Annotated in this window: 17 protein-coding genes and 1 pseudogene; 12 read left to right on the forward strand and 6 right to left on the reverse strand. The window is 63.7% G+C overall.

The features are described 5' to 3' along the window. The 3 genes from V7E26_RS21135 to V7E26_RS21145 form a co-directional block, all read left to right on the forward strand. A partial coding sequence (locus tag V7E26_RS21135; protein ID WP_324419823.1) for a hypothetical protein occupies positions 1–295 on the forward strand: 295 nt, incomplete at its 5' end. Positions 296–448: 153 nt separating this feature from the next. Beyond that, a complete protein-coding gene (locus tag V7E26_RS21140) occupies positions 449–844 on the forward strand; it encodes a response regulator (protein WP_324419825.1) in 396 nt (131 codons plus the stop codon). A 209-nt stretch (positions 845–1,053) separates the two neighbouring features. Then, positions 1,054–2,016, forward strand: coding sequence for an ABC transporter substrate-binding protein (locus V7E26_RS21145; protein WP_324419827.1), 963 nt, complete (start codon positions 1,054–1,056; stop codon positions 2,014–2,016). Positions 2,017–2,075: 59 nt separating this feature from the next. On the opposite strand, the gene V7E26_RS21150 is transcribed toward V7E26_RS21145, so the two are convergent. Continuing rightward, a complete protein-coding gene (locus V7E26_RS21150) occupies positions 2,076–3,116 on the reverse strand; it encodes an HD-GYP domain-containing protein (RefSeq protein WP_324419829.1) in 1,041 nt (346 codons plus the stop codon). A gap of 325 nt (positions 3,117–3,441) precedes the next feature. Here V7E26_RS21150 and V7E26_RS21155 point away from each other — a divergent pair, with 325 nt between their 5' ends. After that, positions 3,442–4,416 (forward strand): glycoside hydrolase family 16 protein, encoded by a 975-nt coding sequence (locus V7E26_RS21155; protein WP_442893446.1) that lies wholly within the window; start codon positions 3,442–3,444, stop codon positions 4,414–4,416. A 12-nt stretch (positions 4,417–4,428) separates the two neighbouring features. After that, a complete protein-coding gene (locus V7E26_RS21160) occupies positions 4,429–5,892 on the forward strand; it encodes a GH1 family beta-glucosidase (RefSeq protein WP_324419831.1) in 1,464 nt (487 codons plus the stop codon). Between the two features lie 107 nt (positions 5,893–5,999). Here V7E26_RS21160 and V7E26_RS21165 read toward each other — a convergent pair whose 3' ends face one another. Further along, complete coding sequence (locus V7E26_RS21165) at positions 6,000–6,233, reverse strand: hypothetical protein (RefSeq protein ID WP_324419832.1); 234 nt, start codon at positions 6,231–6,233, stop codon at positions 6,000–6,002. Positions 6,234–6,334: 101 nt separating this feature from the next. Here V7E26_RS21165 and V7E26_RS21170 point away from each other — a divergent pair, with 101 nt between their 5' ends. The 4 genes from V7E26_RS21170 (at position 6,335) to V7E26_RS21185 (ending at position 11,212) form a co-directional block, all read left to right on the forward strand. After that, a complete protein-coding gene (locus V7E26_RS21170; protein WP_324419834.1) occupies positions 6,335–6,655 on the forward strand; it encodes a helix-turn-helix domain-containing protein in 321 nt (106 codons plus the stop codon). Positions 6,656–6,875: 220 nt separating this feature from the next. Further along, positions 6,876–7,607 (forward strand): outer membrane protein, encoded by a 732-nt coding sequence (locus V7E26_RS21175; RefSeq protein WP_324419836.1) that lies wholly within the window; start codon positions 6,876–6,878, stop codon positions 7,605–7,607. Positions 7,608–7,842: 235 nt separating this feature from the next. After that, positions 7,843–9,969 (forward strand): methyl-accepting chemotaxis protein, encoded by a 2,127-nt coding sequence (locus V7E26_RS21180; protein WP_324419838.1) that lies wholly within the window; start codon positions 7,843–7,845, stop codon positions 9,967–9,969. A gap of 181 nt (positions 9,970–10,150) precedes the next feature. Further along, positions 10,151–11,212, forward strand: coding sequence for an MBL fold metallo-hydrolase (locus V7E26_RS21185; protein ID WP_324419839.1), 1,062 nt, complete (start codon positions 10,151–10,153; stop codon positions 11,210–11,212). A 25-nt stretch (positions 11,213–11,237) separates the two neighbouring features. Here the strand turns inward: V7E26_RS21185 and V7E26_RS21190 are convergent, their stop codons facing one another. Beyond that, positions 11,238–12,554, reverse strand: a complete 1,317-nt coding sequence (locus tag V7E26_RS21190) for a (Fe-S)-binding protein (protein ID WP_324419840.1) — start codon at positions 12,552–12,554, stop codon at positions 11,238–11,240. A 355-nt stretch (positions 12,555–12,909) separates the two neighbouring features. Here V7E26_RS21190 and hemA point away from each other — a divergent pair, with 355 nt between their 5' ends. Both hemA and V7E26_RS21200 read left to right on the forward strand, forming a co-directional pair. Further along, positions 12,910–14,139 (forward strand): 5-aminolevulinate synthase, encoded by a 1,230-nt coding sequence (gene hemA, locus V7E26_RS21195; RefSeq protein WP_324419842.1) that lies wholly within the window; start codon positions 12,910–12,912, stop codon positions 14,137–14,139. Positions 14,140–14,298: 159 nt separating this feature from the next. Then, complete coding sequence (locus V7E26_RS21200; RefSeq protein ID WP_324419844.1) at positions 14,299–17,811, forward strand: PAS domain-containing hybrid sensor histidine kinase/response regulator; 3,513 nt, start codon at positions 14,299–14,301, stop codon at positions 17,809–17,811. Positions 17,812–17,823: 12 nt separating this feature from the next. On the opposite strand, the pseudogene V7E26_RS21205 reads toward V7E26_RS21200, so the two are convergent. Then, a pseudogene (locus V7E26_RS21205) lies at positions 17,824–18,203 on the reverse strand (REP-associated tyrosine transposase); the annotation flags it as partial. Positions 18,204–18,267: 64 nt separating this feature from the next. Beyond that, entirely contained in the window at positions 18,268–18,942 is a 675-nt protein-coding gene (locus V7E26_RS21210) for a response regulator transcription factor (RefSeq protein ID WP_324419846.1), read from the reverse strand. A gap of 299 nt (positions 18,943–19,241) precedes the next feature. Here V7E26_RS21210 and V7E26_RS21215 point away from each other — a divergent pair, with 299 nt between their 5' ends. Further along, positions 19,242–20,906 carry an MFS transporter gene (locus V7E26_RS21215; RefSeq protein ID WP_324419849.1) on the forward strand — a complete coding sequence of 555 codons (1,665 nt, stop codon included), beginning with the start codon at positions 19,242–19,244 and terminating at the stop codon, positions 20,904–20,906. A 77-nt stretch (positions 20,907–20,983) separates the two neighbouring features. Here the strand turns inward: V7E26_RS21215 and V7E26_RS21220 are convergent, their stop codons facing one another. Then, positions 20,984–21,388, reverse strand: coding sequence for a secondary thiamine-phosphate synthase enzyme YjbQ (locus tag V7E26_RS21220; RefSeq protein ID WP_442893447.1), 405 nt, complete (start codon positions 21,386–21,388; stop codon positions 20,984–20,986). Positions 21,389–21,619: the final 231 nt, after the last annotated feature.

Below are 21,619 nucleotides of genomic sequence, written 5' to 3' on the forward strand. Positions count from 1 at the left end.
GAAGCGGACATTTGATGTGTTACCAAAACCGGCCAACTTAATTAGCTATCGACACTTTTTGATTGAAGGCAGCGGGCCGCAATCCTGGACAGTTTCTGGGTATACGTCGGTTCCGCCTTTGGGTAGGCTCATGCCATTGATTAACATTTCCCCGGAACGCGCCAGCGCGAACCGCGCGGCAAGCCACCAGGAAACGCATGACGTCGACACCGCGCAAACCACGCACACAGGTGTCATCACGAGACAACACACGACACGGCTGAACCGCGAGCTTGCCGTGGCGCTGGAGCGCTAGCATGCAGTACCGTGATCGAACTTTTGTGACCTACGACATTATCGTAGAGCGAGACTCCGGATCGAGCGAGGTCGAAACTTTGTCGAGTCAGTTTACTCAGTTCAAAATGATTTTTCTGCGCAAAGCTGCTCTAATTGTAGCCGGAGCACGGCCATGAGCTTCCTCGTCCTCGTTGTCGATGATGAACCCGATGTCGAGATGCTGTTTCGCCAACAATTCCGGCGCGACCTGCGCGATGACAGATTCAAGATGGATTTTGCTCAGTCGGCGGCCAGCGCCCTTCAACGCATCAGCGACGCCGGAGGGGAATCATTGATCCTGATCCTCTCCGACATCAACATGCCCGGCATGAGCGGCCTCGAACTGCTGCCGAAGGCAAAGGCCGCTCGGCCGGACGTTCCCGTCATCATGATCACCGCCTATGGCGACGAAGCGACCAAACGGAAGGCACTCGAAGGAGGCGCCGAGACACTGTTGACCAAGCCCATTGATTTTCTTGAGCTTCGTAGCGAGATCGACAGCCGACTGACTGGAGCTGCGGTCCGTTGAAGGTAAATCCGCTCGCACCGTCGTTCGAGAGAACGACTGCCAACCGTCGTTAGCTGCCTCGAATTTTTCGCGACGGGGGTCTGATCATCTACGAGAACCGCGAGTCTCAGTCGGTGCATTCAACGGCGCGCTTACATTTCCTTGATGAGCCCTTCTTCGTGATCAGGGGTATGAGGTGAGGTATTGAGAAACTGCGGAAGGAGGGCTCGATGACTCAAACAATAACGCGGCGCGCTGCGCTTGCGACAGCCTGTGCGATTGCGTTTGCCGTCGCGGCGAATGCCGATCCATTGCGCCCCTGGCGCGTCGGGCTGGTTACCTCCGGGGAAGGTGATCGGATTATCGGATGGTTCAGAGAGGCTTTCAGAGCAGAAGGATACCGCGAGGGAACGGATCTTGTCATTGAACTGCGCGCGGCGAAGGGTCACTACTCGCTGTTGCCGAACCTGGTTGCGGAACTCCTCGCATTCAAGCCCGATGTCATAATTGCGGAAGCAACACCTGCGGTTGCGGCGGCACAACGAGCGACCTCGACGATCCCGATCATCATGTCTCCATCCACGGATCCCGTCGGCTCCGGGTTCGTCAAGAGTTTTGCCAGGCCCGGTGGCAATATCACCGGCGTAGCGAACATGTTCGCTGATCTCACGACGAAGACTCTGGACACTATTCGCCTCGTCTTTCCAAAGGTGCAGAAGATCGGTGTGCTCACTTCGAACAACCCGACGCATCCAGGGTTGGTCGAAGTTCTGGCCAAGGCAGCAGTTGCTATCGGCATCTCGGCCCAACGGTTCGTTGCGCCGAACCCTGAAGACCTGGAAAAGGCTTTCGCCGATATGCAGGCCGCCCATTGCGAGGTCGTTTACGTGCTTGCCGACCCTCCGCGCCGAGCCTTGCCATCAATCGCGCTCAAGTACCGGCTGCCGACAGTGTATCAGGTCACCAACTACCCAGACATGGGCGGGTTGATGGCTTACGGGCCGGACATCAAGGCTCTGTTTTTGCTGGCGGCCGAGTACGTGGATCGCATTTTGAAGGGCGCGAATCCGGCGGACTTGCCGGTCGAGCAGCCGACCAAATTCGAGCTCGTGGTCAATGTCCAGACGGCCAAAGCGTTGCAACTGGCTATCCCGGAAGAGGTGCTTCTGTTGGCGGACAGAGTGATCGAGTAGGAAAATCGTTCTGCCAGACTTCCCTGGAAATCAGTGGGGCCGACCGGCCCGCAGGTTCATCACGAACCGAGCGCGACGTTGCGGAACGCCCTGACCAGCGCCCCCTCCAGCTTGCCTTCCATGCTGCGCAGGATCTCGTAGGCCTCGGGCCGCGGCATCGGCGCCCGGTAGGCCCTCGCCTCGATCAGCGCGGCGAAGATGTCCGAAATCGTCAGCAGGCGGACCAGATCGGAAATCTGGCCGCCTTTCAGTTTGTCCGGATAGCCGGACCCGTCGAGGTATTCGTGATGGTGCTTTACGCCGTCGAGGATCTCCGGGCTGATGCCGGACACGCCCCGCATGAGATCGTACCCGATCCCGGGGTGACGCCTGATGATCTCCTCCTCGTCGGGATCGAGCCGGTCCGGCTTGTCCAGGATCGACAGCGGAATGCGCGCCTTGCCGATGTCGTGCAGGGTGGCGGCCATTCCGAGCCGCGAGACGTCGACGCTGGAGAAGCCGACGTCGAGCCCGAAGGCGACCGCGATACCCGTCACCAGCAGGCAGTGCTGAAACGTGCCCTCGTGATAGCGCCGCACCTCGTCGAGCCAGGTGGAAAGTCCGCCCTGCCCGACGCGGTCGATGATCTGCGACGTCGCGCGCTGCGCGTCGGCCATCCTGATCGGCCTGCCATGGCGCACGCTGGAAAACATCGAGGCGAACGCCGCGACGCCGGCGTCCATATCCAGTGCCGGATCCGCGGCGGCGCTTTCCGCGGCTGCCTGCACTTGTTCGATCTGCTCGATCTTCGGCACCGCTTCCTTGGCGCGCGAAATGATCGCGGTCGCGCCGAGCGCATAGGCCTGCACGGTCATCGAACGGGCATTGTTGGGAACGACGAACAGCCGCTCCGGCATGGCTGCAAGCTCGTGCAGGATGGGCTTGAGCTTGTCGGCACGCGGCATCTGCCGCAAATCGACGTCGACCATCAGCACGCCGTGCGCCCGGACGCTGGTGCCGTCACCGTCGAGCACCCAGGGCACGACGGCGTGATGCGGCTCGAACATCGCGCGGATCGCCGGCAGCTTGGCCGGTTCGTCTGTGACAAAGTAGACGAGCATTCTGGTTTCCGAACGCGATCCTATCGAACTAGTTCGTTCCCCGACCTTGAAGAACTGAAAACAATTTGAAGAATTTGCCGATGGCTCGAAATCCGAACACCGCTCTGCGCCACCGGCAGTCCATCATTCTGGCGCACGTCAGTGTTGGACATCGAGGCTACCTTGCCGTTAAGTAAAGTCACCGTATAACTACGTACTCCAAACGGGGGATGCCCGCCGTTTCGCTTTCAAAGCAGCACCGGAACAATATCAGGACAGTATCAGATCGAGGGCAGTGTCAGTGATTGATCTCCCGTCGCATCGAAGCGAATTGGAGACCGCGAGATTGACGCTGCGCACCGTGGCCGCGATCGGCAGCCTGCTCGCCGTCCCCGCGTTCGCACAGGCCGATCCTGCCGGCGCAACGGCGGAACTCACGCTGCAGGTCGCGACCGAAATGCTCGGCGAACGCTGCCGCCACGTCGAGGTGACGAACCGCACGGCCTTCGCATCGGTATCTCTGCACCGCACCTTCAACGATGATTTCGATACCCATCCGCTTGTTAGCGGCAGGTGGGTTCCGCATTACGCCGGCGGCGCGGCCTGGCCGGAGGCGCGCTACTGGGGCGGCGACGGTTCCGATTTCAAGCGCAAGACCAACTGGAACGGCGAACAGCAGATCTACGTCGACCCACGTTATGGCGGCCGGGAAACAACGCCGCTCGGGCTCGATCCGTTCAGGGTGGATCACGGCATCCTCTCGATCGTCGCCCGCCGCACCCCGCTGGCGCTGAAGCAGGTGCTGTTCAACAATGAATATATTTCCGGCATCCTGACCACGCAGAGCCGGTTCTCGCAGAAATACGGCTACTTCGAGATCCGCGCCAAGGTGCCGGTCGGCACCGGCGTGTGGCCGGCATTCTGGATGCTGGCCGATGACGGCGGCTGGCCGCCGGAGGTCGACATCATGGAGGGTCGCGGCCAGCGTCCCGACAACATCGTGATGACGACGCATTGGCGGATTCCGTCCACCCAGAAGGTCGAGTCCTGCGGCTTCGATTTCAGGGTGATGGACGCGGCGAGCGCCTTTCATGATTACGGCGCGCTGTGGCAGCCGGACCGCATCACCTATTACATCGACCGCCAGCCGGTCTCCGAGATCAAGGTTCCGATCGGCTTCGGCGATCCCATGTACATGATCGTCAATCTCGCGATGGGCGCCAAATATTTCGATGGCGTCGGCTTCGTCGACGGCGCAACGCCTGAAACCGTCGCCTTCGAGATCGACAGGATATCGGCCTACCAGATTGACGAACGCTGACCGGAGATGACGATGTTGGGAAAGTTCTCGCGCAGGCATTTTGCCAGGCTTGCCGGCCTCTCTGCGCTCGGCATCGCGGCACCGCCGGCCGATGCGGCCGCGCAAGCGGTAGCTGCGGCAATCGCGCCGGCGAGCTTTCCGAAGGACTTCGTGTGGGGCACCGCCACCTCGTCCTATCAGATCGAGGGCGCCGTCAATGAAGACGGTCGCGGCCGCTCGATCTGGGACACATTTTCCCACACGTCAGGCAAGATCGAGGACGGCACCAACGGCGACCGCGCCAACGAGCACTACCACCGCTACAGGGAAGACATCGGCCTGATCCGCGACGTCGGCGCGAAGGCGTACCGCTTCTCGATCGCCTGGCCGCGCGTGTTTCCGGAAGGCGCGGGCAAGCCGAACCCGAAGGGCCTCGACTTCTACGATCGCCTGATCGACGAGTTGCTCAAGAACGGCATCGAGCCCTACGCGACGCTGTATCACTGGGACCTGCCGCAGGCGCTCGAGGACCGCGTCGGCGGCTGGCGGTCCACCGAGACCTCGAAGGCGTTCGGCGATTATGCCGCCCATGTCGCGGCGCGGATCACCGATCGCGTCAGGTCGATCTTCACGATCAATGAAGCCGGACGCTTCGTGAATTTCGGCTATGGCTGGGGCATCGACGCACCCGGCCTCAAGCTGCCCGACGGCGAGGTCAACCAGGTCCGTCACCACGTGGCGCTGGCGCACGGGCTCGCCGTGCAGGCGATCCGCGCGCATGGACGCGCAGGGACCAGGGTGGGCGTGGCCGAGAACATCGCGGCCTGCGTGCCGGCGTTCGACACGCCGGACAACGTTCGCGCCGCCGAGACGGCGACGCGCGAACTGAACTCGGGCTTCCTCGGCGTCATCCTGGAGGGAAGATACACCGACGGCTTCCTGCAATATGCCGGCAAGGACGCGCCGAAATTCACCGCTGCCGAACTGAAGATCATCTCGGAGCCGAACGATTTCGTCGGCCTCAATATCTACGCGCCGCAATTCTATATTGCCGCATCCGACAAGGCGCCCGGCTGGAGCGTGCTGCCGTTCCCGGCGTCGTTCCCGCACATGAATTCGGAATGGCTGCGCGTCGGCCCGGAGACGATCTACTGGGCGCCGCGCCTCGCGGCCAAGGTCTGGAACATCAGGAACATCTATATCAGCGAGAACGGCACCTCCTCGGAAGACAGGCTGCACGCCGACGGGCAGGTCTACGATCTCGATCGCATCATGTACCTGCGCAACTATCTGCGGCAGTTGCAGCGCGCGACGTCCGAAGGCGTGCCTGTGCGCGGCTATTTCCTCTGGAGCCTGATGGACAATTTCGAATGGATCTTCGGCTACGGCAAACGGTTCGGGCTCTACCACGTCGACTTCGAGACACAGCGCCGGACACCGAAGCTGAGCGTCGCCTTCTATCGCGACGTGGTGGCGCGGAACGCGATCGGCGTCTGACCTCCGCTAGAGCATGATCCGGAAAAGTGTGCAGCGGTTTTCCGAAAAGATCATGCTCAAACAACGACCTAAAGCGCGATGATGATTCATCCCAATCTCATCGCGCTTTAGTACCGGGCCGCCTGGCGCAGCGGCGACGAAGCCTCGGGGAGAGTGTTCTGTTTGCCGTCGATTGCCACAGTCGCGGCCGGTTCGTGCGCGACCTTGCGCGGCGATTCGTGACCGACGAACACGCTTGCGGCGGTCGCCAGCAGCGCGACATAGATTGCGAACATGCCGCCGACCCATCTCCAGTAAATCGGATGAGCATCGGGGACGAGGCTTTCAAGCAGACGGCGCATCCTTGCCTCCTCATCAGGAAACCTTATGCATTCCGTATAGCCCCCGCGCCCGGCGCTGTGTGTGACTTACTTCACAGAAGCCTTCTCGAAACGGAGAACCCGTGACCGGAGCAGAACTGAAGAAACTTCGTAAGCATCTCGGCGAGGCCGTCGGCCGGCCGCTGTCGGTGGCCGATATGGCCAAGCTGTGCGGGCTGCCGCCCCCCGATGGCGCCGATACCATCCGCAAGTGGGAGGTCACCGGCCCGACCGGCCCCGTGGCGGAGCTGTTGCGCATCCTCGCCATGGCCAGCGACCATTACCCGATCCTCGAAATGTTCAATATTTTCGACCGCCACGACGTGCCGGTGAAGGAGCGTCCGGCCCGCCGCAAGGCCTTTCGCGAACAGATGCGCAGCGATGTGCGCCGCCGCATTGCTTAATCAAAGCTTGCCGGACGGCCCGGAGCGCGGCCGAAATTAACCCCTTCGCAACCTTTGATTAGGCCTTCATTAAGTACGAAAAACGTTTACCCTACAATGGGTTGGGTTATGGATCGCTGTCACCCGGGAGTGACAGCATTTTAGACAAATGCCGTCTATGTGCGTGGCCATGAAGGCGCCCCGCACGGGGGTCGCCGAACGGTTTTCGGAGACCAGCACAATGAAGAAGATCCTGCTCGCCCTCGTCGCCATCGCCACCGTCACCGCCGCGGCCCCGGCTGCCGGCGCCGACCTTGGCTCCCGCTCCTTTTACAACAAGGCGGCACCCATTTATGCACCGGTCCCGACCTGGAACGGCTTCTATCTCGGCGCCCATCTCGGCGGCGCCTTCAGCGGCAGCAACACCTTCAATGGCACCGTTCTCGGCGATTCCAGCGCCCGCCTGCTCGGCGGCGTTCAGGCCGGTCTCGACTGGCAGTTCGCGCCGAACTGGGTGCTCGGCACCGAAGGCCAGTATTCCTGGCTCGGCAAGAGCAACCTGACCTCCACCTTCCCCACCGGCCACGTCTACACCAATGATCAGCGCGGCCTCGGCTCGGTCACCGCCCGCATCGGCTACACCTGGGGTCCGGGCCTGGTCTACGTCAAAGGCGGCTATGCCTATTCCGACAACAGCGAGCGCGTGACACTAGGCGGCGTGCCGGTCGCCTTCCTGCTCAACGGCAACCACAGCAACGGCTGGACCGTCGGCGGCGGCGTCGAATACATGCTCGCTTTCGCCCCGAACTGGTCGGTGAAGGGCGAGTACATGTATTACGACTTCGGCACCACCCGCTTCGTCACCCCGGCGCCGCTGGCGCCGTTCGGCAACTTCCGCACCGACGATCACACGCTGAAGCTCGGCGTCAACTACCGCTTCAGCTTCTCAAGCCCGGTGGTCGCACGCTACTGAGCACTCTCAACCGCCGATAGCAGAAGGCCGGCGCGACGCCGGCCTTTTTGCTTTTCCGGTCTGTTTGCACTTTCTAAAGACGTTTTCCGGACTGCGGAAAACTCCGGACGACCTGAGCGCGAGCCATCAAAATTATGGCAAAAAAGCCTTCGTTTTTCCAAAACTGTTAACCGGGTATCGCGATACTGCCGCGCGAGGAAACATCCCAAGGTAGCGCAGACGGGGCAGTGGGCAGATGCCGATACAATCCAAATCGCGAGTCAAAGGGTTCCGCTTCGGCGTCAGGGGCAGTCTGTTTGCCGCCTTCGCCGTCATCGCCGGCATGGCGATCGTCATTTCGGCCGGCGCCGGGCTGATGCTCGGGCGGCTCGGCGGGACCATGGTGGATCTGAGCAGCCGGGACATTCCCCGTCTCGCCGCCAGTCTGCAGCTCTCGGCGCAGAGCGCGAGCCTGGCCAGCCAGGGGCCGGCACTGCTAGCCGCGCGCAGCGAGGAAGCGCTGAACGATCGCACCAGGAAGATGAAGGAAACCCAGGCGGTCGCGCTGCAGAAGCTCGACGAGATCGTCCAGCTCGGCGCCGACAAAAACGTGGTTGCCGCGCTCACCGAGAACATGAAGAACATCGACGAGGTGATCAAGAGCCTCGGCTCGGCCGCGCTCGAACGGCTGGAACTCGGCTCCCAGCACGACAGGCTCTATGGGGCCGTGCGCAAGGCGCAGCGGCGCTTCATTGCCGCCGCCGCTCCCGCGGCGATCGACGCCCAGACCGAACTCTACTCCATTTACGCCGCCCCCAACTTTTCCCAGGCCGACGCGGTCAAGGCCCACAAGACCGCCGACCAGCTCGCCGACATCGCCGCCAGCGGCAACATGATGGCGTTCGACATGATCGCCGCGCTGTCGGCGACCGGTGGCGACACGCTCGAAGCCATCGGCAAGGAGTTCCGCACCGCGCAGGCGCGCGTCAAGGCGAACGCCGAGGCGCTGCCCAGGACCACCGCGATGAACGTGGTGCGGACCGCAACGATGGACCTGCTGGCGCTCGCCGACGGCAAGACCGGCGTGTTCAAGGTTCGTCAGCAGGAGCTCGACGCCGACGATTTCGGCCAGACCATTCTGGAGGAAACCCGCAAGCTCAATGTCGGCCTCGGCATCAGCGTGCAGCAACTGGTCGACGGCGTCAGGAAGGAAACCGATACCGCGGCCTGGCAGGCGCGCCAGGAGATTTCGTTCGGCACCATGGTCATGCTCGCCCTCGGCGTCGGCACGCTGGTCGGTTCGATCCTGTTCGTCTGGCTCTATGTCGGCCGCAACATCCTGCGTCGCATCAGCAACCTGCAGCACTCGATGCAATTGCTGTCGAGCGGCGACCTCGAAACCGAGGTCTACCAGACCCACCATCAGGACGAGATCGGCGTCATGGCCGATTCGCTGCAGGTGTTCCGCGAGAGCATGATCCAGAGCCGCGCGCTGTCCTCCGAACAGGACAAGGACCGCGTCGCCAAGGCCGAGCGCGCCTCCCGCATGGAAGCCCGCATCGTCGAGTTCGAGAGCACCGTGCGCAGCGCGCTCGACAGCCTGTCGACCGCGGCCGGCTCGATGCAGACGACCGCGCAGAGCATGTCGGCGACCGCCGACCAGTCCAGCGCCCTCGTCACCGCGGTGGCGACCGCCGCCGAGCAGACTTCGGCCAATGTGCAGACCGTTTCGTCGGGCACCGAGGAGCTGTCTTCCTCGATCTCGGAGATCGGCCGTCAGGTCGTCACCTCGTCCGAGATCGCCCGCAAGGCGGTGCAGGACGCCGGCGCGACCGATGCCACCATGCAGGGACTGGCCGACAATGCGGCGCGCATCAGCGTCGTGGTCGACCTGATCCAGACCATCGCCTCGCAGACCAACCTGCTGGCGCTCAACGCCACCATCGAGGCGGCGCGCGCCGGCGATGCCGGCCGCGGCTTCGCGGTGGTCGCCTCCGAAGTGAAGAGCCTCGCCAACCAGACGGCCAAGGCCACCGACGAGATCCGCCAGCAGATCGTCAGCATGCAGACGGTGACGGAGAGCGCGGTGTCCGCGATCCGCAACATCAGCACCACGATCGCGGAGATCAACGAGGTGACGACAGCCATCGCGGCCGCGGTCGAGGAGCAGGGTGCGGCGACGCGGGAGATCGCGCGCAACATCCAGCACGCCGCCGGCGGCACCAGCGAGGTCTCCACCAACATCGTCGGCGTCTCCAGCGCCTCGGCACAGGCCGGAACCACCGCCAGCGAGGTGCTGGCCGCCTCCGGCGCGCTGCGCCGCGAGGCCGACGTGCTGCGAGAGGAGATCGACGCGTTCCTGTCGAACATCCGGGCGGCGTAAGCATCCACACGGTCATTCCGGGATGGTCCGAAGGACCAGACCCGGAATCTCGAGATTCCGGGTTCTATGCTTCGCATAGCCCCGGAATGACAGTTGAAGCCTCAGCTCCCGTCCGTTTTGCTCGATAGGTATCCGCTTTTTTCAGCTAGCGCGACGCCGCCGCTACCGCTAAGCCGGTAGCATGCATTCGAAAACCGATACGGTGCAGTCCTCGGCGGAGGCACTGCGATACCCCTGGGACAACCATCCCGGCCACGACCAGGTCGTCGAGGTGATGCCCGGCGTGCTCTGGGTCCGCCTCAAGCTGCCGTTCCGCCTCAACCACGTGAACATCTACCTGCTGGCCGACGGCGACGGCTGGGCGATGGTCGATTCCGGCTTCGGCAACGAGGAGTCGATTGCCGCCTGGACCACGCTGTTCGAGGGGCCGCTGCGGCACGTCAAGGTCACGCGGCTGATCGTCACCCACTCCCACCCCGACCATGTCGGCCTCGCCGGGTGGATCACCGAGCGTTTCACCTGCCCCCTGCAGATGTCGCAGGTCGAGTATCTGCAATCGGTCTATCACCAGAACCGCGGCACCGAGGAGCGGCGCAACGCGCAGCGGCTGTTCTTCCGCCGCCACGGCATGGACGAGACCCTCACCGACAAGCTGCTCGGCCGTGGCCAGGACTATCTGAAGCGGGTGTCGGTGCTGCCGCCCTCCTACCACCGCATCTCGCACGGCGACGAGGTCGTGATCGGCGCGCGCCGCTTCAAGGTGATCACCGGCGGCGGCCATGCGCTCGACCAGGTGATGCTGTATTGCGCCGCCGACAAGCTGTTCCTCTCCGCCGACCAGGTGCTGAGCAAGATCTCGCCCAATGTCAGCGTCTGGGCGGTCGAGCCCGACCAGAACTCGCTCGGCGAATATCTGGCCTCGCTCGCCAGCCTCACCACCACCCTGCCCTATGACGTGATGGTGCTGCCCGGCCACGGCGTGCCGTTCTACGGGTTGAAGACCCGCATCAAGCAGCTCGCCGACCATCACGAGGACCGCTGCCGCCTGATCGCCGAAGCCTGCCGTGAAGTGCCGCAAACGTCCAAGGAACTGGTGCCGGTGGTGTTCCACAAGCACGTGCTGGACGAGCACCAGATGGGCTTTGCCGCCGGCGAGCTGGTCGCCCACGTCAACTACATGCTGGTCGAGGGGCGGCTGACCTGCGAGGTCACGGACGGCATCTTGCGGTTCAGGACGACCTGACGCCGAGCTGACATCGATCCCGCCGCTATTTCAGCGGCAGCGGCTGGTCGCCGAGCATCCCCCTGGCGATCACGCTGCGGGCTGTCGCGGCATCGAGCGAATGTTGCGCGATCAGGTCCTGGCAATCGGCGACGATCCGATCGGCATCCTGCATCAGCTTGAGCTCCTTGTAGCGGTCGTGGCGGTGCAGGCCCATGCTCGCGCCCACGAGTTCGAGCAGGTTGACGATGCGAAACGGCCAGTCGCGTTCGTGCGCGCATAATTCGCGATGATCGGAATGATAGACGGTGACCAGCGCGTCCACGCCCGCATCGGACGCCGCCTGAAGTTCATTGCGTTGCAGCTCGCGCTTGAACGCTGGCAGTACCTTCAGATTGTTGCTCTGCAGGCCGACTGCCGGTTGCTGTAGCTCAACGAGTTCGATGCCGGGGATGGCCTGGAGGATTTCCGCGGCGGCTTCCATGACGCCGGCGACGCCGGGATGCCGATGCAGCGCGATCCGCATCCTGACCTCGCGGCTTAGCAGTTCATTCAACTGAGCCTGGCGCTCGCGCAGAAACAGCAGGAACGGCGTCATCTCGAACGGCCGCGCGCCGCCCTGTCGCTCGATGGCCGGAATCGTCGTCTCGGTGAACTGGACGTAGCAGCTCGGACACCACGATATCACCTGGCCGGATTTCGAATGCGACATCTTCTCGACCGAATTCGCGCCCATGCGCCCGGACATCTCGACGTCGCCGCCCTTGAACTGCTTGACGCCGCAACAATGGCTCGGCCCGCCCATCACCTGATAGGTGACGCCGAGCGCATCCATGATGTCGAGCGCAAGCAGCGCGATATGCGGCGTCTTCAGCACATTGCAGCCGGTGTAGAATACGAAGTCCGGCGCCACGGCGGGTGCTGCGGCCGACGCTGACTTCTGGCCGAGCCGCTCCAGCACCTCGCGATCGAGCTGCAACTGCGCCAGCGTGGTCACGTCGCGGCTCTCATCGCGAAACTGCGTCAGGGCACGGCGGCGCCGTTCAGGCAATTCGCTCTGGCGCTTGGCCATGGCGATATTCGTCATCGCCAGCAGGAAGCGCGGATTGACGCCGTAGTCGCATGCCTTGATGCACTCGCCGCTCAGCATGCAGGCGGACGCCCATTTGCGCGAGGCCTCAGGCCCGTCATTCCCGCGCAGAATGTCGATGACGCCGCTGATAATGTCGGTGGGACTGGTGCCGGCGATCCCGGCGGGAGCCACGCTCGGGCAGGCTTCGACGCACTTGCCGCAACGCGTGCATGCGTCAAGCATTTCGCCGACTCGACCATCCAGCGCCGTTTCGAAAGAGGTGTCGCTCATCGGCTGCGGCTCCGCCTTTTGCCCGACATCGGAACCATAGCCCGAGCCGGGCGAAACAGATATGCGAAAACCCGCCATCCGACCCGGCACCGGTGTCCGGCTCAAAAAGTGATCCAGGGCTCGCGGTGGATGGAGGAACGCTCGTCGGCGCATGCCTGCCCGGCGCACGGAATACCGAGAACACAAATCCCGCCTAGCGCCTTGATCGGGATCAAGATTCGCGCCGGCTAAGTAGCATCCCGGAGCTGCGCACAAATGTTGGGATTCGCGTAGACACCAAAGCTGGAAACGCTCTAAAAAGGCTGCACGCCAATCCGGCCGGTTCCGTTCCAGTCTTGTCGTTCCAGGTCTTGCGATGGATTACAGCAAATTCTTCAATACCGCCCTCAGCCGCCTTCACGATGAGCGACGCTACCGTGTGTTCGCCGACCTCGAACGGATCGCGGGGCGCTTTCCCCACGCGGTCTGGCACTCGCCGAAGGGCAAGCGCGATGTCGTGATCTGGTGCTCCAACGACTATCTCGGCATGGGCCAGCACCCCAAGGTGGTCGGCGCCATGGTGGAGACCGCGACCCGCGTCGGCACCGGCGCCGGCGGCACCCGCAACATCGCCGGCACCCACCATCCGCTGGTTCAGCTCGAGCAGGAACTGGCCGATCTGCACGGCAAGGAAGCCTCGCTGCTGTTCACCTCGGGCTATGTCTCGAACCAGACCGGCATCTCGACCCTCGCCAAGCTGATCCCGAACTGCCTGATCCTGTCTGACGCGCTGAACCACAATTCGATGATCGAAGGCGTCCGCCAGGCCGGTTGCGAACGCCAGATCTTCCGCCACAACGACATGGCGCATCTGGAAGAACTCTTGATCGCAGCGGGCCCCGACCGGGCCAAGCTGATCGTCTGCGAGAGCCTCTATTCGATGGACGGCGACGTCGCGCCGCTGGCGAAGATCTGCGATCTCGCCGAGAAATACAGCGCCATGACCTATCTCGACGAGGTCCATGCGGTCGGCATGTACGGCCCGCGCGGCGGCGGCATCGCCGAGCGTGACGGCGTGATGCACCGCATCGACGTGGTGGAAGGCACCTTGGCAAAGGCGTTCGGCTGTCTCGGCGGCTATATCGCGGCCAAGGCCGAGATCATCGACGCGGTGCGCTCTTACGCGCCGGGCTTCATCTTCACGACCGCGCTGCCGCCGGCGATCTGCTCGGCCGCGACGGCTGCGATCCGTCACCTGAAGAGCTCGAACTGGGAGCGCGAGCGCCACCAGGACCGCGCCGCCCGCGTCAAGGCGATCCTCAACGCCGCCGGCCTGCCGGTGATGTCGAACGACACTCACATCGTGCCGCTGTTCGTCGGCGACCCCGAAAAGTGCAAGCAGGCCTCCGACATCCTGCTGGAGGAGCACGGCATCTACATCCAGCCGATCAATTATCCGACGGTCGCCAAGGGAACCGAGCGCTTGAGGATCACCCCCTCGCCCTACCACGAGGACGGCCTGATCGATCAGCTCGCCGAAGCGCTGCTGCAGGTCTGGGACCGCCTCGGCCTGAAGCTGAACCAGAAGTCGCTGGCGGCCGAGTAACCTTAATCCAGCGAACCCATCGCAAATTGGGCCGGTGGCGCGATGCGCTGCCGGCCCAAAGCGTTTATATTGCTCTCTTCCGGCCATGGCGCCCGGCGCCAGCGGCCAGCGCGAAGAAGCACGTTCGCATCAAGCGACGGGAGAGGAGACCCGAGAGCGATGCTGCACGATTGGGGCGTCATCGCCGCCGCGTTCGCCTATATCGGCTTTCTGTTCGCCGTCGCCAGCTACGGCGACCGCCTGTCGCCGAGCCAGCGCGGCCGCGCCAGCAAGCTGATCTATCCGCTGTCGCTGGCGATCTACTGCACCTCCTGGACCTTCTTCGGTTCGGTCGGCTTCGCCACCCGCACCAGCATCGACTTTCTGGCGATCTATCTCGGCCCGATCCTGATGATCGGGCTGTGCACGCCGCTGCTGCGGCGCGTGATCCAGCTCGCCAAGTCGCAGAACATCACCTCGATCGCGGACTTCATCGCAGCGCGCTACGGCAAGAGCCAGGCGGTGGCCGGCACCGTGGCCATGATAGCGATCGTCGGCTCGGTGCCCTACATCGCGCTACAGCTCAAGGCGGTGGCCTCCTCGCTGGAGACGATCCTGAGCGAGGACAAGCTGTTCTCCTCGATCCCGATCGTCGGCGACATCGCGCTGGTCGTGACGCTGGCGATGGCCGCCTTCGCGGTGCTGTTCGGCACCCGTCAGACCGACGCCACCGAGCACCAGCACGGCCTGATGCTGGCTGTCGCCACCGAATCCATCGTCAAGCTGGTGGCGTTCCTCGCCGCCGGCGCCTTCGTTACCTTCTGGATGTTCACGCCGGTCGAACTGATCGAACGCGCGATGAAGACGCCCGAGGCGGTGCGCGCCATCAGCTACGTGCCCTCGATCGGCAATTTCCTGACCATGACGCTGCTCTCGTTCTGCGCGATCATGCTGCTGCCCCGGCAGTTCCATGTCAGCGTGGTCGAGAATTCCAGCCCCGAGGAAGTGCGCCGGGCCCGCTGGCTGTTTCCGCTCTATCTGGTCGCGATCAACCTGTTCGTGATTCCGATCGCGATCGCCGGCCTCGTCACCTTCCCGTTCGGCGCCGTCGACAGCGACATGTATGTGCTGGCGCTGCCGATCGAGGCCAATTCCTCGCTGCTGAGCATCGGCGTGTTCGTCGGCGGCCTGTCGGCGGCTACCGCCATGGTGATCGTGGAATGCGTCGCGCTTTCGATCATGGTGTCCAACGACATCGTGCTGCCGATGGTGCTGCAGGGCAGCCCGGGCGCGCGCGACGGCAGCAAGGACTTCGGCTACTTCCTTTTGAGGATACGGCGCTTTGCCATCTTCGCCATCATGCTGATGGCGTATTTCTACTATCGGGCGCTGGGCAACACCCAACTGGCGGCGATCGGCCTGTTGTCGTTCGCAGCGCTTGCGCAACTGGCACCGGCCTTCTTCGGCGGCCTGCTGTGGCGGCACGGGACCGCGCGCGGCGCGATGGCCGGCATGCTGGTCGGCATCGCGGTATGGGCCTACACGCTGTTCCTGCCGAGCTTCATGGAAGGCAACCCGGCCGGGCTCATGCTGCTGCAGCAGGGCCCGTTCGGCATCGCGGCGCTGCGGCCGCAGGCGCTGCTCGGCACCGATCTGCCGCCCCTGATGCACGGCGTGTTCTGGTCGCTCTCGCTCAACATCCTGACCTATGTGTTCATGTCGATCGCGCGCCAGCCGTCCTCGATCGAACGGCTGCAGGCGGACCTGTTCGCGCCGAACACGCTGGCGCCGATCGCCCCGAACTTCCGGCGCTGGCGCTCGACGGTGACGGTGCAGGATATCCAGAGCACGGTGGCGCAATATCTCGGCCCCGAGCGCGCGGACCAGGCCTTCGAGAATTTCGCCGCGGGTCATCCCGGCAATCTCGACCCCGCCGCGCCGGCCGATTTCGAGCTGCTGCAATATGCCGAACGCCTGATCGCCTCCTCGATCGGAGCCGCGTCCTCGCGCCTTGTGATGTCGCTGCTGTTGCGCAAGCGCACCGTGTCCGCCAAGGCCGCGCTGAAGCTGCTCGACGATTCGCACGCCGCGCTGCATTTCAACCGCGAGATCCTGCAGACCGCGCTCAATCACGTGCGCCAGGGCATCGCGGTGTTCGACGCCGACCTGCAGCTGATCTGCTCCAACCGCCAGTTCGGCGAAATTCTCGCGCTGCCGCCGCACCTCGTGCAGCTCGGCATTCCCTTGCAGGAAATCCTCGAATTCATGGGCGCCGTCAGCCCCACCAGTGCCGGCAATTCCGATGCGCTGCTGCAGCGGCGGCTGGAGGCCTACACCACCGAGGGCGAGCCCTATCTGGAACGCCTGCCCGACCGTCACATGGTGATCGAGGTGCGCTCCAACCGGATGCCGGGCGGCGGCTTCGTCGTCACCTTCTCCGATGTGACGCCGAGCTTCGAGGCCGCCGAAGCACTGGAACGCTCCAATGCGACGCTGGAAAAGCGCGTGCGCGACCGCACCGAGGAACTTACCCGCCTCAATTCGGAGCTGGCGCGGGCCAAGAGCACGGCCGAGGACGCCAACATCTCGAAGACCCGCTTCCTGGCCGCCGCCAGCCACGACATCCTGCAGCCGCTCAATGCGGCGCGGCTCTACGTGACGAGCCTCGTCGAGCGGCAGAACGGCGGCGAGGATTCGCGCCTGGTCGAGAACATCGACGACTCGCTGGAGGCGATCGAGGAGATCCTCGGCGCATTGCTCGACATCTCGCGGCTCGATGCGGGCGCGATGACGACCGCGATCACGAGCTTCAAGATGGCCGACCTGATGCGCTCGCTGGAGATCGAGTTCGCACCGATCGCCCGCGCCAAGGGACTCGATCTGACCTTCGTCCCCTGCTCGCTGCCGGTGGAATCCGACCGCCTGCTGCTGCGGCGGCTGTTGCAGAACTTCATCTCGAACGCCATCAAATACACCCCGCGCGGGCGCGTGCTGGTCGGCTGTCGCCGTCACGGGCAGTCGCTGCAGATTGCGGTCTACGACACCGGGGTCGGCATTCCCGTCGCCAAGCGCGGCGAGATCTTCAAGGAGTTCCACCGCCTCGAACAGGGCGCGCGGATCGCGCGCGGCCTCGGCCTTGGGCTGTCGATCGTCGAGCGGCTGGCCCGCGTGCTCAATCACGGCATCACGATCGACGCCAATGCCGGCGGCGGCTCGGTGTTTTCGGTCACGGTGCCGATCGCCAAGGCGATCAATCACACCGCCGCCGTCACCAGCGCGACGCCGCTGTCGAAGACGCCGATCAGCGGCGCCTTGATCGTCTGCATCGAGAACGATCCGGCCATCCTCGACGGCATGAAGACATTGCTGACCGCCTGGGGCGCTGAGGTGATCGCGATGACCGATCCCGATGCTGCGATCGCCGCGATCGAAGCCTCCAGCAACCGCGTGACCGGCCTTCTGGTCGACTATCATCTCGATCGCGGCAACGGGGTTGCCGCGATCCGCGAGATCCGCCGCCGCTTCGGCGAAAACATTCCGGCGATCCTGATTACGGCCGACCGCAGCCCGAATGTCCGCGCCGCCGCGCGCGAGGAAAACATCGCGATCCTCAACAAGCCGGTGAAGCCGGCCTCGCTCCGCGCCCTGCTGGGACAGTGGCGCACGCAGCAGATGGTGGCGGCGGCGGAGTAAGCGCCGCCCTTAAACGTAGGATGGGTGGAGCGCGGTTTCGTCGCGGATCGTGTGCTCCCAATATCGTCGCTGCCAGATGCCACGTTCTCCCTTCCCGGCACGGCTGCCCGAAATCGGTTCGCCAGCCGTAAGCATTCGGGAAAACGAAGTCTTGATGAGCCGCCATCGCGTGGAGAAATCCGCATCGTCTTCCGGCAGCGTCCAGACCGTATGGAGATGGTCAGGCAACACGACAATCGCATCGATTACGAACGGATGATGCCGTCGGTCTCGCGGAAAGCTTTCCGCAACGCATCAGCATTTTCTGTCAGCAACCGAAGTCGACGGTCCGCCAGATTAACCGTGAAGAAGAAGCTGCCTCCAGCAATGAAGTTGCGGCGGTAGCCAGTCATATGCAAATTCTCGAATGGTGGGATGATGGGTATCGCTGCGCTCCACCCATCCTACGACTGCCAATTACCCCGTCGGCGTGCCCTGGCGCCACTGGCCGCCGGAGATCTTGGCGGCGGCGATCACGGCCTGGGTGCGGCTTTCGACGCCGAGCTTCTGCAGGATCGCCGAGACGTGCGCCTTGATGGTCGCCTCGGAGACCCCGAGCTCATAGGCTATCTGCTTGTTGAGCAGGCCCTCCGACAGCATCATCAGCACCCGCACCTGCTGCGGCGTAAGCGTGACCAGGCGGTCGCGCAGCCGCGCCATATCAGGGTCGTCGGCCGATGAAAGGTCGGTATCCGGCGGAACCCAGATCTCACCCTCCATCACCTTCATGATGGCGTCGCGCAGCGTTTCCACGCCGAAGCGCTTGGGGATGAAGCCCGAGGCGCCGAAATCCAGCGAGCGGCGGATCGTGCCGGCGTCGTCGCTGGCCGATACGATCACTACCGGAATCGCCGGGAATTGCGCGCGCAGATAGATCAGGCCGGAAAATCCGGAGATCCCGGGCATGGTGAGATCGAGCAGGATCAGGTCGACTTCGGAGTCCCGCTCCAGGAGCGCGGTGAGATCCTCGAACGATCCGGCCTCGCTGACGATGGCCGACGCCACGACGCTCGCGACCGCCTGCCGCAACGCGTCGCGGAACAGCGGGTGATCGTCGGCAATCACGAGGTGGGTCTTGGCAGCGGTCGTCATTCGGCTCTCTGCTTCTTTCGACTAGTCCGCCCCGCTTTGTCCTCCGTCGGGCCGGCTTTCGCAAGCGGCCAATCCTATCATGTTTGAAAGCAGTTAACCCGCCTGCTTGTGCGCCGCAATACACCCAGGCTGAGGTCCATGACCGTCCCCCAGCACGCCCCAAACGGGAGAAACGCCGTGCAAAGAGCCGAAAGTCGTATTGGGGCCGGTTTCACGCCGATGTTACCTTGACGTCAAGCCCAGCTAATCCGGCCAAGTTCGGCGACGGGCGCACTTTGCATCAAATGGGGAGTTTGGAAATGTCCACTATAACCGCCGCGTCCACCAAGGCCGGCGGGATGACGAAGGACGAACGTTTCGTCATTCTCGCATCCTCGCTCGGCACCGTCTTCGAATGGTACGATTTCTATCTCTACGGGTCGCTCGCCAGCATCATCGGCGCGCAGTTCTTCTCGGCCTATCCGCCGGCCACGCGTGACATCTTCGCGCTGCTGGCCTTCGCCGCCGGCTTCCTGGTTCGTCCGTTCGGCGCCATCGTGTTCGGCCGCGTCGGCGACATTGTCGGCCGCAAATACACCTTCCTCGTCACCATTCTGATCATGGGCCTGTCGACCTTCATCGTCGGCCTGCTGCCCAATGCCGCGACCATCGGCATCGCGGCCCCGATCATCCTGATTGCGCTGCGCCTGCTGCAGGGCCTTGCGCTCGGCGGCGAGTACGGCGGCGCGGCGACCTACGTCGCCGAACATTCACCGATGGGCAAACGCGGTTACTACACCTCGTTCATTCAGACCACCGCGACGCTCGGCCTGTTCCTGTCGCTGCTGATCATCCTGTTCACCCGAACGATCCTCGGCGAGCAGGAATTCGCGGCCTGGGGCTGGCGCATCCCGTTCCTGCTCTCGGTCGTGCTGCTCGGCATCTCGGTCTGGATCCGGCTAAGGCTGAATGAATCGCCGGTCTTCCAGAAGATGAAGGAAGAAGGCAAGGGATCGAAGGCGCCGCTGACCGAAGCCTTCGCCAACTGGAACAACGGCAAGCTCGTCCTCATCGCCCTGCTCGGCGGCGTGATGGGCCAGGGTGTGGTCTGGTACACCGGCCAGTTCTACGCACTGTTCTTCCTGCAATCGATCCTCCAGGTCGACGGCTACACCGCCAACCTGCTGATCGCCTGGTCGCTCCTGCTCGGCACCGGCTTCTTCATCGTGTTTGGCGCCCTCTCCGACAGGATCGGCCGCAAGCCGATCATTCTGGGCGGCTGCCTGATCGCGGCGCTGACCTTCTTCCCGATCTTCCGCATGATCTCGACCAACGCCAACCCGACGCTGGAAAAGGCCATCGAGTCGGTGAAGGTTCAGGTCGTGGCAGATCCGAAGGGCTGCGGCGACCTGTTCAACCCGGTCGGCACCCGCGTGTTCTCGGCGCCGTGCGACCTGGCCCGTGACTTCCTCGCGAAGTCTTCGGTCAAGTACGAAACGGTGGCCGGCGCTGCGGGTTCGCCCGTCATGATCCGCATCAACGGCAAGGACGTTCCGTACACCAAGCCGACTGATTCCAACGCCGGGGCAACGGCGGCCCTGCAGGAAGCGGGCTATCCGAAGCGTGGCGCCAACCCGACGCTCGTGAAGATGAGCCATCCGTTCGACATCTTCAGACCGCAGGTCGCCGCCATCATCGGACTGCTGTTCATCCTGGTGATCTACGTCACCATGGTATACGGGCCGATCGCGGCGATGCTGGTGGAGTTGTTCCCGACCAAGATCCGCTACACCTCGATGTCGCTGCCCTATCACATCGGCAACGGCTGGTTCGGCGGATTGCTGCCGGCGACATCGTTCGCGATCGTGGCTGCGACCGGCGATATCTATGCCGGCCTCTGGTACCCGATCATCTTCGCGTTGATCACTGTGGTTATCGGCTTCTTCTTCCTGCCGGAAACCAAGGACGTCGACATCACGAAGTAACCGGTTTCGATCGGCGGATCGAAATCTTCGGACCGGCCGCGGAGCAATCCGCGGCCGGTCTGCTTTTGGCAACCGGCTTAATCCACGCTGCCGGCGAATTGCAGCACGATCTCGCGCCGGTGCGGCCGCGCGCGGTGTTCGACCAGATAGATCGCCTGCCAGGTGCCGAGCGCGAGCGCGCCCTGCAGCACCGGGACCTGCAGCGAGGTCTCGGTCAGCATGGTCTTGATATGCGCCGGCATGTCGTCCGGCCCCTCGGTGTCGTGACACCAGCCGGCGTTCTCAGGCGCGAGGCGGTTCAGCGCCGTCGTCAAATCGACCAGCACGGTCGGGTCGGCATTTTCCTGGATCGTCAGCGAGGCCGAGGTGTGGCGGATGAACAGCGTCACCACGCCTTCGCGCGCGGCGGCCTCGCGCAGGAATTTGGCGATCTCCGCCGTGAGATCGGTAAAGCCCGCGCCCGACGTCTGCGCGGTCAGCATCGAGGACACGATGGTGCCGGCGCTGACGCGGGAGGGAGCGGTGCGGGAAAGGGCGGCCACGAACAATCTCTCCTCACGTCGTCCCTGCGAACGCAGGGACCCATAACCACAGGCGTCAATTGTTGCGAACGATATCGACTTCAGTTTGCGCCAATTCCATAGGCCGCGGCGTATGGGTCCCTGCGAACGCACTAACAGATTCACACGCTTTGGAGAGTTTTCCAGGCGGAG

Origin of the sequence: Bradyrhizobium sp., from assembly GCF_036735945.1 — a bacterium.
Classification (GTDB): domain Bacteria; phylum Pseudomonadota; class Alphaproteobacteria; order Rhizobiales; family Xanthobacteraceae; genus Bradyrhizobium.

Coding starts and splice junctions, on each gene's coding strand:
- V7E26_RS21140 (WP_324419825.1), top strand. CDS start 449: ATGAGCTTCCTCGTCCTCGTTGTCGATGATGAACCCGATGTCGAGATG.
- V7E26_RS21145 (WP_324419827.1), top strand. CDS start 1,054: ATGACTCAAACAATAACGCGGCGCGCTGCGCTTGCGACAGCCTGTGCG.
- V7E26_RS21150 (WP_324419829.1), bottom strand. CDS start 3,116: ATGCTCGTCTACTTTGTCACAGACGAACCGGCCAAGCTGCCGGCGATC.
- V7E26_RS21160 (WP_324419831.1), top strand. CDS start 4,429: ATGTTGGGAAAGTTCTCGCGCAGGCATTTTGCCAGGCTTGCCGGCCTC.
- V7E26_RS21165 (WP_324419832.1), bottom strand. CDS start 6,233: ATGCGCCGTCTGCTTGAAAGCCTCGTCCCCGATGCTCATCCGATTTAC.
- V7E26_RS21175 (WP_324419836.1), top strand. CDS start 6,876: ATGAAGAAGATCCTGCTCGCCCTCGTCGCCATCGCCACCGTCACCGCC.
- V7E26_RS21180 (WP_324419838.1), top strand. CDS start 7,843: ATGCCGATACAATCCAAATCGCGAGTCAAAGGGTTCCGCTTCGGCGTC.
- V7E26_RS21185 (WP_324419839.1), top strand. CDS start 10,151: ATGCATTCGAAAACCGATACGGTGCAGTCCTCGGCGGAGGCACTGCGA.
- V7E26_RS21190 (WP_324419840.1), bottom strand. CDS start 12,554: ATGAGCGACACCTCTTTCGAAACGGCGCTGGATGGTCGAGTCGGCGAA.
- hemA (WP_324419842.1), top strand. CDS start 12,910: ATGGATTACAGCAAATTCTTCAATACCGCCCTCAGCCGCCTTCACGAT.
- V7E26_RS21200 (WP_324419844.1), top strand. CDS start 14,299: ATGCTGCACGATTGGGGCGTCATCGCCGCCGCGTTCGCCTATATCGGC.
- V7E26_RS21210 (WP_324419846.1), bottom strand. CDS start 18,942: ATGACGACCGCTGCCAAGACCCACCTCGTGATTGCCGACGATCACCCG.
- V7E26_RS21215 (WP_324419849.1), top strand. CDS start 19,242: ATGTCCACTATAACCGCCGCGTCCACCAAGGCCGGCGGGATGACGAAG.
- V7E26_RS21220 (WP_442893447.1), bottom strand. CDS start 21,388: ATGCTGACCGCGCAGACGTCGGGCGCGGGCTTTACCGATCTCACGGCG.